Annotated in this window: 9 protein-coding genes; 5 read left to right on the plus strand and 4 right to left on the minus strand. The window is 68.9% G+C overall.

The features are described 5' to 3' along the window. The coding region (locus ESO86_RS04125) for a DEAD/DEAH box helicase (protein WP_129233614.1) at window positions 1-1719 on the plus strand (1719 nt) is incomplete at its 5' end. Between the two features lie 88 nt (window positions 1720-1807). Here ESO86_RS04125 and ESO86_RS04130 read toward each other — a convergent pair. From ESO86_RS04130 to ESO86_RS04145, 4 genes are read right to left on the minus strand one after another with little or no spacing between them, the layout of a single operon-like run. Continuing rightward, complete coding sequence (locus tag ESO86_RS04130; RefSeq protein ID WP_129233615.1) at window positions 1808-4819, minus strand: type I restriction endonuclease subunit R; 3012 nt, start codon at window positions 4817-4819, stop codon at window positions 1808-1810. After that, window positions 4816-5961 carry a restriction endonuclease subunit S gene (locus tag ESO86_RS04135; RefSeq protein WP_129233616.1) on the minus strand — a complete coding sequence of 382 codons (1146 nt, stop codon included), beginning with the start codon at window positions 5959-5961 and terminating at the stop codon, window positions 4816-4818. Before ESO86_RS04135 ends, ESO86_RS04130 begins: the two co-directional genes overlap by 4 nt. Continuing rightward, window positions 5958-6893: a type II toxin-antitoxin system death-on-curing family toxin gene (locus ESO86_RS04140; RefSeq protein ID WP_129233617.1), complete on the minus strand. Its 936-nt coding sequence runs from the start codon at window positions 6891-6893 to the stop codon at window positions 5958-5960. Before ESO86_RS04140 ends, ESO86_RS04135 begins: the two co-directional genes overlap by 4 nt. Next, complete coding sequence (locus tag ESO86_RS04145) at window positions 6890-8455, minus strand: type I restriction-modification system subunit M (RefSeq protein ID WP_129233618.1); 1566 nt, start codon at window positions 8453-8455, stop codon at window positions 6890-6892. The genes ESO86_RS04140 and ESO86_RS04145 overlap by 4 nt, the downstream gene beginning before the upstream one ends. A 258-nt stretch (window positions 8456-8713) precedes the next feature. On the opposite strand from ESO86_RS04145, the gene ESO86_RS04150 reads away from it, so the two are divergent. The 4 genes from ESO86_RS04150 to paaZ form a co-directional block, all read left to right on the plus strand. Further along, the gene (locus tag ESO86_RS04150) at window positions 8714-9916 is read left to right on the plus strand and encodes a thiolase family protein (protein WP_129233619.1); all 1203 of its coding nucleotides are present in this window, start codon (window positions 8714-8716) and stop codon (window positions 9914-9916) included. Then, window positions 9913-10695, plus strand: coding sequence for an enoyl-CoA hydratase/isomerase family protein (locus ESO86_RS04155; protein WP_129233620.1), 783 nt, complete (start codon window positions 9913-9915; stop codon window positions 10693-10695). Before ESO86_RS04150 ends, ESO86_RS04155 begins: the two co-directional genes overlap by 4 nt. Further along, window positions 10692-11561: a 3-hydroxyacyl-CoA dehydrogenase family protein gene (locus ESO86_RS04160; RefSeq protein WP_129233621.1), complete on the plus strand. Its 870-nt coding sequence runs from the start codon at window positions 10692-10694 to the stop codon at window positions 11559-11561. The genes ESO86_RS04155 and ESO86_RS04160 overlap by 4 nt, the downstream gene beginning before the upstream one ends. A gap of 41 nt (window positions 11562-11602) precedes the next feature. Further along, window positions 11603-13067: phenylacetic acid degradation bifunctional protein PaaZ (paaZ, locus tag ESO86_RS04165; protein ID WP_129233622.1), on the plus strand; the 1465-nt coding region annotated here is incomplete at its 3' end.

The following is a 13067-nucleotide window of genomic DNA, read 5'->3' on the forward strand; positions in this document are numbered from 1 at the left end:
CCCGCGCGTTCCTTCGACCGCGATGACCGTGGGGCCCGCCGGTCCGACCGCGACGAGCGTCCCTCGCGTCGTTTCGACCGCGATGACCGCCCTGCCCGCTCGAACGGTCGCGACGAGCGTGCGCCGCGCCGTTTCGACCGCGACGAGCGCCCCGCGCGTTCCTTCGACCGCGATGACCGTGGGGCCCGCCGGTCCGACCGCGACGAGCGTCCCTCGCGTCGCTTCGACCGTGACGACCGCGCGCCCCGCCGATCCGACCGCGACGAGCGTCCCGGCCGATCGTTCGACCGCGACGAGCGTGCGCCGCGTCGCAGCCGCGAGTTCGACCGCCCCGGCTTCCGCGACTCCGAGCGCCGTCCGTCGTCGTTCTACCCGGCGAAGGACCGGGCGGAGCGCAGCGATCGCACCGAGCGCTTCGCGCCGGCCGACGACGTGGTGCTGGAGCGCCTCGAGGCCGACGCCATCCAGGCCGAGCAGGTCGACGGCATCCGCTTCGCCGACCTCGGCCTCGGCGGCAACATCGTGCGCGCCCTCAGCGACCTCGGCGCCGAGTCGCCGTTCCCGATCCAGGCCGCCACGATCCCGGTCGTGCTCGAGGGCCGCGACGTCCTCGGACGCGGACGAACGGGCTCGGGCAAGACCATCGCGTTCGGCGCGCCGACCGTCGAGCGCCTCATGCAGGACTGGGCCGCCGCCGGCAAGTCGGGCGGCAAGCGCCAGATGGGGCGCAAGCCCCGGGCCCTGATCCTCGCGCCGACGCGCGAGCTCGCCCTGCAGATCGACCGCACCGTGCAGCCGATCGCGCAGAGCGTCGGCCTCTTCACGACGCAGATCTACGGCGGCGTGCCGCAGGGCCGCCAGGTCGGTGCGCTGCAGCGCGGCGTCGACATCGTGATCGGCACCCCGGGTCGCATCGAGGACCTCATCGAGCAGGGTCGCCTCGACCTCTCCGAGATCCGGATCGCCGTCCTCGACGAGGCCGACCACATGTGCGACCTCGGGTTCCTCGAGCCCGTGCAGCGCATCCTCCGCCGCACCGCCGAGGGCAGCCAGAAGCTCCTCTTCTCGGCGACGCTCGACACGGGCGTGGCCGCGCTCGTCGACGAGTTCCTCGTCGACCCGGCCGTGCACGAGGTCGCCGGCGAGGACCAGGCGTCCGGCACGATCGAGCACCGCGTGTTCGTCATCGACAACCGCGACAAGCGCGACATCGTGGCCCGCCTCGCCGACCGCGACGGCAAGACGCTCATCTTCTCCCGGACCCGCGCGTTCGCCGAGGACCTGACGATGCACCTCGAGGACGCCGGCATCTTCGCCGTCGCCCTGCACGGCGACCTGAACCAGGCCAAGCGCACGCGCAACCTGCACCAGCTGACGAGCGGCCGCGTCGACGTGCTCGTCGCGACCGACGTCGCCGCCCGGGGCATCCACGTCGACGACATCGACCTGGTCATCCAGGCCGACGCGCCCGACGAGTACAAGACCTACCTGCACCGCTCCGGCCGCACCGGCCGTGCCGGTCGCGAGGGTCGCGTCGTCACGCTGATCCCGCGGAACCGCCAGCGTCGCCTCGCCGAGCTCCTCGACCGTGCCGAGATCGAGGTCGACTTCGAGGACGTCCGCCTCGGCGACGAGCTGCTCGCCGACCTCGGCCCGATCCGCACGGCGGCCCCCGCCGCCGCGGTCGCGCCGGCCGACGAGGACGCGCCCGTCGCGTAACGCCGCCCCCGCGGCATCCGCCTGCCCCCACTGACGAAGGCCCCGACCACCCGGTCGGGGCCTTCGTGCGTCTGGTTAAGGGCAGCGGTCAGTTGAGGCCGAAGAACCGCTCGAAGTAGCCGCCCAGCTTCTCGAGGACGGCCTGCTTCTTCGCGCCGTGGTGCTGTTCCTTGGCGAATCGCGAGACCGGCGGCAGCACCTTGGTAATCGCGGTGCCGGTGGTCTGGACGGCGCCGTCGCGGAACGCCGTCTCGACGAAGGCGTGGGCCGCGTCGCGGTCGAGGTGCTCTTCGGCGATGATCCGGTCGAGCTCTTCGGCGCGCTTGGCGGCGATGTACTCGCGCCAGTGCTCGTCGACGGGCTTGATCGAGACGGCGTCGACGAACTCCTCGATGAGGTCTTTCTTGCTGCGCAGCGTGGGGCTCGCGTCGATGGCACGGTCGATGGTCGCGCGGATCTCCTTGTCTTCGGCGTCGCCCTTCGCGTCGCGGTGCTGCTGCACGAGCATGAGGATGTAGTCGACGTTGATCTCGACCTGCTTGATGAGTTCGATCTCGAAGACGACGTCGTCGATGATCGACTCCTTGTCGGCGTCGGTCTGCTTCCGGAACTCCTGGTAGAGGTCGAGGTAGCGGCTCTGGTGGTCCTGCAGGTCGCGCGGGCTGAGGATCTCGTTGCCCGCGAATTCGTCGAACGAGACCAGGATGTTGCGGAGCCGGAGGATCGCGCCGAACAGGGCGATGTACGCCTTCTGGTTCGCCTCGCCGATGATCGGCGTGCCGAGCGGGAAGCGCTGCACGAGTTCGGCGATGCGCTCGGCGTAGTCGTTCGCGTAGTCGGCGTACGGCTTGAGGAGCACGATGCCGCCGGCGTTCTTGTTGCCGAAGAGGGCGATGGCGTCGTTGGTGGCCTCTTCGAGGTCGCGGAAGCTGACGATGTTGCCGTAGGTCTTGACCGAGTTCAGGATGCGGTTGGTGCGCGAGTACGCCTGGATGAGGCCGTGCGCGCGGAGGTTCTTGTCGAGCCAGAGCGTGTTGAGCGTGGTCGCGTCGAACCCGGTAAGGAACATGTTGACGACGATGACGAGGTCGATCTCGCGATTCTTCAGCCGGAGCGAGAGGTCCTTGTAGTAGTTCTGGAACCGGTCCGCGGTGGTGTCGAAGCTCGTGCCGAACATGGCGTTGTAGTCCCAGATCGCCTCCGAGAGGAACATCCGAGCGTCGAGGTCGAGCACGTCGGGGTCGAAGTCCTCCTCGCCGAGTTCGCCCTCGGGTTCGGCTTCGTTCGCGGCGTGGCTGTAGATGAGTCCGACCTTCAGCCGCTTCGCCTCGGGCAGTGCCTGCTGTTGGATGGCGAACTGGTTGTAGTAGACCCGGGCGGCGTCGATGGACGCGGTCGCGAAGAGCGAGTTGAATCCGGCGAGCCGCTTGCCGCTGAGCAAGTAGTGGTCGGCGCGCTTGGTCTTCTGGTCGAAGTGCTCGAGGATGTACGCCACGACCTGCCGTACGCGTTCGGGTGCGAGCAGCGCCGTCTCGGTCTCGATGCCGCTGACCTGCTTGTCGGCGAGGCCGGCGGGGAGCTTGATGGTGTTGACGTAGTCGATGCGGAACGGAAGGACGTTCTTGTCGGTGATCGCGTCGACGATCGTGTAGGTGTGCAGCTTGTCGCCGAACGCCTGCTCGGTGGTGCGGAGCTGCGGGTTGCCGCCGGTGCCGGCGTTCGCGGCGAAGATGGGCGTGCCGGTGAAGCCGAAGAGGTTGTAGCGGCGGAACGCGCGGGTGATCGCGGTGTGCATGTCGCCGAACTGCGACCGGTGGCATTCGTCGAAGATGATCACGACGTGGCCGCCGTAGATCTCGTGCTGCTTGTGCTTGCCGATGAAGGTGCTGAGCTTCTGGATGGTGGTGATGACGATGCGCGCGCCCGGGTCCTCGAGCTGGGCCTTCAGCACCTTGGTCGAGGTGTTCGAGTTGGCGGAGCCCTTCTCGAACCGGTCGTACTCGCGCATGGTCTGGTAGTCGAGGTCCTTGCGATCTACGACGAAGAGCACCTTGTCGACGCTCGGCAGTCGGCTGGCGAGTTGGGCCGCCTTGAAGCTCGTGAGCGTCTTGCCCGAGCCGGTGGTGTGCCACACGTACCCGCCCGCGGAGGTCGTGCCGAGGCGGCGGGCATTGGTTGAGGTCTCGATGCGCTGCAGGATCTGCTCGGTCGCGACGATCTGGTACGGCCGCATCACGAGCAGCATGCGGTCGGCGGTGAGCACGCAGTACCGGGTGAGGATGTTGAGCAGGGCGTGCTTGGCGAAGAAGGTGCGGGCGAAGTCGGTCAGGTCCTGGATCGGGCGGTTCGTGGCATCCGCCCACCAGCTCGTGAACTCGAAGCTGTTCGAGGTCTTCTTGGCTCGCTTCGATTTCGCCGCCTCGTCGAGGTGCTGTCGTCGCGTGGTGTTGCTGTAGTACTTCGTGTGCGTGCCGTTGCTGATGACGAACAGCTGCACGTACTCGAAGAGGCCGCTGTCGGCCCAGAAGCTGTCGCGCTGGTATCGGTTGATCTGGTTGAACGCCTCGCGGATGGCGACGCCGCGACGCTTGAGCTCGATGTGCACCATGGGCAGGCCGTTGACGAGCACGGTGACGTCGTAGCGGTTGGCGTGGGCGCCGACGGTCTCGTACTGGTTGATGACCTGCAGCCGGTTGTTATGGATGCTCGCCTTGTCGAGGAGGGCGATGTTCTTCGTGGTGCCGTCGTCGCGCTTGAGCAGTTGGACGTGGTCTTCGTGGATGCGCACGGTCTTCTCGAGGATGCCGTCCTTCGCTCCGGCGATCCGCTCGGTGAAGAACCGCCGCCACTCGGCGTCGCTGAACGTGGTTCCGTTCAGCGCCTCGAGGTTGGCGCGCAGGTTCGCGATGAGCTCCGCTTCGGAGGTGATCGGCAGGAACTCGTACGCCTGCTCTTGCAGCAACTCGATCAGGCGTGCCTCGAGCTGCGCCTCCGACTGGTAGCCGCGTTCGAGCTTCGGGTCGGGCACGTACTCGGCGACGACCGTGCTCTCGGCGCTCACCGCGATCGGGTCGAAGCGGCGAGCGGATCCGTCGCTCACGAGGCCTCCTCGAACGTCAGCAACTTGTCGCGGTAGTACTCGTACTGCTTACGGCGCGCGGCAAGCTCGGCCGGGATGCCGATGGAGAGGTCGTTCACGAGGGCGTCGAATTGGTCGAGGATCGCGACGATACGCTGCTGCTCGGAGAGCGACACGATCGGGACCTGGATCTTTGCGAGACTTGAGCCGGAGATTCGCGTGAGCTTCCCCGCGGTCACGAGTCTTCCCTTCTGGGAAGCGAAGTCCGTCGACTGGAACACGTAGGAGGCGTACTTCGGGTTGAGCGAGTGCTTGAACGCGTAGCTGTCGTCATGGATCGCGACGTCGATGTCACCGAGCCACGCCACGGCCTTCGCGACATCGCGAAGGTTCTCACCCGTCGTGGCGATGATGAGATCGCCCGGCTGCGCGAATCGAAGCGTGTTGGCGATCTCATCTCGTACGAAGGATCGGGTCTCTGTCGCCGCCGTGCCGTAATGGGTGTAGATCTCGCCGTAGTGGATGACTGGTATGCCGGATTCCGCGAAGTCGTTCTTCGTGAAGCGGCGGCCGCGGACGAGTTTCCCGAGTTCGCCAAGTGGCTGACGTTGCTCGACAGAGGCGTGGATGAGCGCATCCAAATAGGTTTGGCGCTGACGACGGCGGGCTTCGAGCTCCGCTTCCAGTTCCGCTTCCAGACTCGTGAACGTATCCAGAATTCGGACGACCTCGCGTTGCACCTCGAGCGGCGGGACGGGAACAGCAAGAGCGCGGAGAGCAGCCCAGTGACGGCTGTAGCCGCGACTCGGGACCGAGAGATTGCGCAGAGAATGATAAAGGTATCGAGGGAGAACCTCGGGCTTGGACTTGAGCACCTTCGTTCCGTCTGCTCCGACCGCGAATTCAAACGGCACCCATTTGATCGCACGTGTATGGTCCCCGAAAACGATGTGCTCCGCGGCCGGAATTCGGAGTGATTCCTCGTCGGTGAAGCCGGCGACGAGGCCCTCGCCTTGGTCAACAATCGGGATCGTGGATCCGTCGACGTACCGTTCGCGCTTCACCCCGCGTGGAGTCGGGACGACGTCTACCAATTCGCCGACGGGAAGATGCTTCACGCTGCCGGGGGGCATCGCGCGGATCAGGTCGTCGAGGCGGCTCATGCGGCGTCCTCGGTGAGCATGCGCATGAGGAGCGCGATCATGAGGTCCTTCTCCTTCGGGTCGCTCATGGCGACCATCAGGGTGATGGCGGCGAGGGCGTTGTTCGTGATGCGGGGGCGCCCGCGCTCGTCGTGGAGGGCGCGGTTGTTCGCGAGGAAGTGCACGAACAGGGCAGCGGCGCTGCGCTTGTTGCCGTCCGAGAGCGGGTGGTCCTTCACGACGAGGTAGAGCAGGTTCGCGGCCTTTTCCTGCACGGTCGGGTAGAGGTCGTGCCCGCCGAAACCCTGGTAGATCGCCTCGATCACGCCGCGGAACGACCCGCCGCGCTCGCCGCCGAACAGGTGATCGTCGGGGAACTCGGCACCGACGCGGTCGATCACGGTCCGCGCCTCGTCGTAGGTCAGCCGCCAGCGCGGCTGGTCGCCCGGCCCGGGTTCGAGGTGCCCTTCGTCGTAGTCGCGGAGCGTGCGCAGGCCGGGAAGGTACTTGGCGAGCACATCGGCGACGCCTGCGACGAGTTCGTCGGACGAACGCGCGAGGATCTGGACGATCGAACCGAGTTGCTCGAGGCGACGCTCGTTGAGCGCCGCACCCTCCAACAGGTACTGCTTGAGCACTCCGCTCGCCCAGCGGCGGAACGTGATCGCCCGCCCTGAGTTGGCGCGGTACCCCACCGCCAGGATGACGTCGAGGCTGTAGAGCGTCACCGGCCGGTCGGAGGAAGCAATATGCACTTTCTGCATATTGCTCTCGGGGTCGACCTCCTCATCGGCGAACACGTTGCGTACGTGCCGGGAGACACCCGACTGGTCGATGCCGAACAGTTCCTGGATCTGCGCCTGCGATGCCCAGATGGTCTCGCGCTCGCCGTCGATCGGGAACGTGAACTCCCGGTCGCCCGCGTCGAAGACGACGATCTCGGTGTCGCTCACGAACCCGCTCCCTCCAGGTCGGCGACGATCGCGTCGATCGCCGTCCGCAGTTCCTGCTGCCGGGCGACGATCCGGGCGATCTCGGCGTTCAGCTCGACGATGTCGACGGTCTCGCTCGTGTCCTCCGCATCGACGTAGGACGACACCGCGAGGTTGTAGTCGTTGTCGGCGATCTCGGCGTTGTCGACGAGACGCGCGAAGTGCGCGGCATCCGCTCGCTCGACGTACGCGTCGAGGATCGACTGCCGGTGCTCGGGGGTGAGCTTGTTCTTGTTGCCACCGCGGACGAACTGCGCCGACGCGTCGATGAAGAGGGTCGCGTTGTCGCGCTTGGACTTCTTCAGCACGATCACGCACGTCGCGATCGTCGTGCCGAAGAACAGGTCGGGCGGCAACTGGATCACCGCGTCGACGTAGTTGTTGTCGATGAGGTACTTGCGGATCTTCTGCTCGGCGCCGCCCCGGTACAGCACGCCCGGGAACTCGACGATCGCGGCCGTGCCGTTCACCGCGAGCCAGCTCAGGATGTGCATCGTGAACGCGAGGTCGGCCTTGCTCTTCGGGGCGAGCACGCCGGCCGGCGCGAAGCGCGGGTCGTTGATGAGCAGGGGGTTCGCGTCGCCCTCCCACCGGGTCGAATACGGCGGGTTCGACACGATCGCCTCGAACGGCTCGTCGTCCCAGTGCGCCGGGTCGATGAGGGTGTCGCCGTGGGCAATGTCGAACTGCTCGTAATTGATGTCGTGCAGGAACATGTTGATGCGGCACAGGTTGTACGTGGTCAGGTTGAGTTCCTGCCCGTAGAACCCCTGCCGCACGTTGTACTTGCCGAGGACCTTCGCGAACTGCAGCAGCAGCGAACCCGATCCGCACGCCGGGTCGTAAACCTTGTTGACCTCCGTCTTGCCGACGACGGTGATGCGGGCCAGCAGTTCCGACACCTCCTGCGGCGTGAAGAACTCGCCGCCCGACTTGCCCGCGCTCGACGCGTACATCGCCATGAGGTACTCGTAGGCGTCGCCGAACGCGTCGATCGTGTTGTCGGCGAACGTGCCGAGGTTCAGTTCGCCGATCGTGCTCAGGAGCTTCGCAAGGCGCTCGTTGCGCTTGGCGACCGTCGGCCCGAGCTTGCTGCTGTTCACGTCGAGATCGTCGAACAGGCCCTTCAGGTCGTCTTCGCTGTCGGTGCCGTTCGCCGACGACTCGATGTTCGCGAACACGCGCTCGAGCGTCTCGTTTAGGTCGGCGGCGTCGCGGGCCGCGCGGCGGCGCACATTGGCGAACAGCTCGCTCGGCAGGATGTAGAAGCCCTTCTCGGCGACGACGTCGGCGCGCGCGAACTCGGCCTCCTCGTCGCTCAGGGCGGCGTACGAGAAGGCGGCGTTGCCCGACTGGTGCTCGTGCCGGTCGAGATAGTCGGCGAGGTTTTCGGAGATAAACCGGTAGAAGAGCATGCCGAGCACGTACTGCTTGAAATCCCACCCGTCCACGCTGCCGCGGAGGTCGTTCGCGATCCGCCAGATGGTCTTGTGCAGCTCGGCTCGCTGCGTCTCCTTGTTCATGCGCTCCACTCGGTCCTGAACGCGCGAGACCCGCTCGTCGGGCCCCGTCGCCGTGGCATCCGTCAGCCTATTGGCCGGTACCGACGATGAGACGGCGCCTCGGTGGAGTGGCACGGATGCGGTCCTCGACTGGCGGATGCGTCATCCGTTCGGCATACTTACTGACTGAACGGTCGGTTGTGAAAGCAGCCGGAACGGATGACGCGGACGCCGCCCGGCGGCGACCGGCGGTCCCGACAGCGTGGTCAGGAGAGCAGCATGGCGGAGGCGTATCTCGTCGGCGGGGTGCGGACCCCGGTGGGTCGGTACGGAGGCGCGCTCGCGGGCGTGCGACCCGACGACCTCGCGAGCCTCGTCGTCGGCGAGGCGATCCGCCGCGCCGGGCTCGAGCTCGACGCGATCGAGGAGGGCGCGATCGACGAGGTCATCCTCGGCGCCGCGAACCAGGCCGGCGAGGACAACCGCAACGTCGCCCGCATGTCGGTGCTGCTGGCCGGACTCCCCGACTCCGTGCCGGGCATCACCGTGAACCGCCTCTGCGCGTCGGGCATGTCGGCGATCACCATGGCCGCGCAGGCGATCCGAGCGGGCGACGCCGACCTCATCGTCGCCGGCGGCGTCGAGTCGATGACCCGGGCGCCTTGGGTGCAGGCCAAGCCCGAGAAGCCGTGGGCGAAGCCCGGCGACGCCTACGACACGTCGATCGGCTGGCGCTTCCCGAACGCGAAGCTCCTCGCCCGCGACAAGGCCACCTACTCGATGCCGGAGACGGCCGAGGAGGTCGCGCGCGTCGACGGCATCACGCGCGAGGACGCCGACGCCTTCGCGCTCCGCAGCCAGCAGCGCGCCGCCGCCGCGATCGACGCCGGCCGCTTCGAGGCCGAGATCGTCGGCGTGCCGACGGCGCGCGGCGAGGTCCTCGTCGACGAGGGCCCGCGACGCGACACCTCGCTCGAGGCCCTCGCCGGACTCCGCCCGGTCGTGAAGGGCGGCAGCGTGGTCACCGCCGGCAACTCGAGCTCGCTGAACGACGGCGCGAGCGCGATCGTCGTCGCGAGCGCGTCGGCCGTCGAGCGCTACGGCCTCACCCCGCGCGCGCGGGTCGTGGTGGGCACCTCGGCCGGCCTCGCGCCCGAGATCATGGGGCTCGGCCCCGTCCCCGCGACCGAGAAGGCGCTCGAGCGCTCCGGCGTCTCGCTCGACGACATCGGCACGATCGAGCTCAACGAGGCGTTCGCGACCCAGTCGCTCGCGTCCATGCGCCGACTCGGGCTCGACCCCGAGCGGGTCAACGCCGACGGCGGGGCCATCGCCCTGGGGCATCCGCTCGGCTCGTCGGGTGCCCGGCTCGTCGTCACGCTGCTCGGCCGCATGGAGCGCGAGGGCTCGCGCTACGGTCTCGCCACTATGTGCGTCGGCGTCGGGCAGGGCAGCGCCCTGATCGTCGAGGGGGTGCGATGAACGCGCCGGATGTCGCGGCGTCGCCCGACGCGCCGCAGCCGCTCCTCGTCGAGCGACGCGACGACCGCGTCGTCGCGACCCTGAACCGACCCGACAAGCGCAACGCGATCGACCAGGCCACGATCGACGCCGTCCACGCGCTGTGCGCGGAGCTCGAGGCCGAACCGCGCATCCTGATCCTCACCGGAACCGACGGCGTGTTCGCGTCGGGCGCCGACATCGCGCAGATGCGCGAGCGCACCGCCGCCGACGCCCGCGCGGGCATCAACGCGAACGCGTTCATCCGCATCAACGAACTGCCCATGCCCGTCATCGCCGCGGTCGACGGCTGGGCGCTGGGCGGCGGCGCCGAGCTCGCGTTCGCGGCCGACATCCGCATCGCCACGCCCGACGCGAAGTTCGGCAACCCCGAGACCGGACTCGGCATCATCCCGGCGGCCGGGGCGACCTGGCGGCTCAAGGAGATCGTCGGCGAGGCCCGCGCGGCCGAGCTGCTCCTCACCGGGCGGATCGTCGACGCCGCCGAGGCGCTCTCGATCGGGCTGATCACGGCGGTGCACCCGACCGCCGACCTCCTCGACGAGGCGCACGCGATCGCCGACCGCATCGCGAAGAACGACCCCGCGGCGACCATGGCGACCAAGCGCGTCATGCGAGCGCCGCGCACCGACCACCCGCACGTCGACCTCGAGGAGCAGGCGGTGCTGTTCGAGAGTCCCGAGAAGCACCGCCGCATGACCGAGTTCCTCGAGCGGCGGTCGAAGAGGAGCGCGAAGTGAACGACACGAACACGACGGCACCCCAGCGGGTCGGCGTCCTCGGAGGGGGCCGCATGGGCGCGGGCATCGCGCACGCGTTCCTCCTCGCCGGATCGCACGTCACCGTCGTCGAACGGGACGCGGACGCCGCCGATGCGGCCCGCACGCGCGTGCTCGACTCCGTGGCGGCATCCGTCGCCCGGGCCACGACCGACGAGACCGCCGACGCGCTCGGCGCGCGGTTCGGGGTCGCGACCGACGTCGCCGACTTCGCCGGATCCGACCTCGTCGTCGAGGCGGTTCCGGAGGACCTCGACCTGAAGGTCGACGCGCTCACCCGCGTCGAGGCCGTGCTGGGGGCGGATGCCGCGCTGGCGTCGAACACGTCGTCGATCTCGATCGACGCGCTCGCGGGCCGGCTCGATCGACCCGAGCGGTTCCTCGGCCTTCACTTCTTCAACCCCGTGCCCGCGTCGGCGCTCGTCGAGATCGTGCGCGGCGCCGCCACCGACGGCGCGCTCGTCGAGGAGGCGCGCGGCTGGGTCGAGGCGATCGGCAAGGCCCCGATCGTCGTCCACGACGCTCCGGGCTTCGCGTCCAGCCGGCTCGGCGTCGCGCTCGGCCTCGAGGCGATCCGCATGCTCGAGGAGGGCGTCGCCTCCGCCGAGGACATCGACACCGCGATGGTGCTCGGCTACAAGCACCCCGTGGGCCCCCTGCGGCTCACCGACCTCGTCGGCCTCGACGTGCGGCTCGGCATCGCCGAGTACCTCGCGGGCGAGCTCGGCGACCGATTCGAACCGCCCGCCCTCCTGCGACGCATGGTCGCCGAGGGCAAGCTCGGTCGCAAGACCGGCGAGGGCTTCCACCTGTGGGACGCGCAGTGACGCGCGTCGCCGCCACGACCGACACGACCGAGGAGACCCAGATGACCGGCATCCTGCCCAGCTACGTCCGCGACGCGTGGTGGACGCCCGACGCGTCGGCCGAGGCATCCGCCACCGAGGTGCGCGACGCATCGACCGGCGAGCTCGTCGCGCGCGTCTCGACCGAAGGCCTCGACCTCGGCGCCGTGCTCGAGCACGCGCGCACCGTCGGCCAGCGCTCACTGGGCGAGCTGACGTTCCACCAGCGCGCCGTGCTGCTGAAGCAGATGGCGCTCGCGCTCACCGAGCGCAAGGCCGAGCTCTACGAGATCTCGGCCCGCGCCGGCGCCACCAAGCGCGACTCGTGGGTCGACATCGACGGCGGCATCGGCGTGCTCTTCACCTACTCGTCGAAGGGGCGTCGCGAGCTGCCCAACGCGAAGGTCGTCGTCGACGGACCGGTCGAGCCGCTGTCGAAGGACGGCTCGTTCATCGGCCGGCACGTCTACACGCGACTGCCCGGCGTCGCCGTGCAGATCAACGCGTTCAACTTCCCCGTGTGGGGCTCGCTCGAGAAGTTCGCGCCCGCGTTCCTCGCCGGCGTGCCGACCGTCGTCAAGCCCGCGACGCCGACCGGCTACCTCGCCGAGGCGTTCGTGCGCATCCTCGTCGAGTCGGGGCTCCTGCCGGCGGGCTCGCTGCAGCTCGTGTCCGGCAGCGTGCCCGACCTGTTCGACCACCTCCGCGTCGGCGACCTCGTCGGCTTCACCGGGTCGGCGTCGACGGCCGAGCGCCTCCGCGCGCACGACTCGGTGCAGACCGGCGGCGTGCGCTTCACGAGCGAGACCGACTCGATCAACGCCTCGGTGCTCGGCACCGACGCCGTGCCCGGCACGCCGGAGTTCGACGCGTACGTCGCGCAGCTCGTCGTCGAGATGACCTCGAAGGCCGGGCAGAAGTGCACGGCCATCCGCCGTGCGATCGTGCCCGCCGCATCCGTCGACGCGGTCGTCGACGCCGTCCGGGCGCGACTGGCCGCGAAGGTCGTCGTCGGCGACCCGCGCACCGAGGGCGTCACCATGGGCCCGCTCGCCTCGCTCGCACAGCGCGACGAGGTGCTCCGGCAGGTTCGCCGGCTCCAGGAGGCCGGCGGCGAGCTCGTGATCGGCTCGACCGACACGCCGGAGGGCGTCGACGCCGACGGCGCCTTCGTCGCGCCGATGCTCCTGAGCTTCACGGATGCCACGGCCGACGCGGTGCACGAGGTCGAGGCGTTCGGCCCCGTGGCATCCGTCATCGCCTACGACACCATCGACCAGGCGGTCGACCTCGTCGCCCGCGGAGGCGGCTCGCTCGTGACGAGCGTCGCCACGCACGATCCGGACGTCGCGGTCGCACTCGCGTCCGGGATCGCCGCGATGAACGGCCGCCTCCTCTTCCTCGACCGCGACGACGCGCGCACGTCGACCGGCCACGGCTCGCCCGTGCCGCACCTCGTGCACGGCGGCCCCGGCCGCGCGGGCGGCG

It is taken from the genome of Agromyces binzhouensis, from assembly GCF_004135055.1.
GTDB lineage: Bacteria > Actinomycetota > Actinomycetes > Actinomycetales > Microbacteriaceae > Agromyces > Agromyces binzhouensis.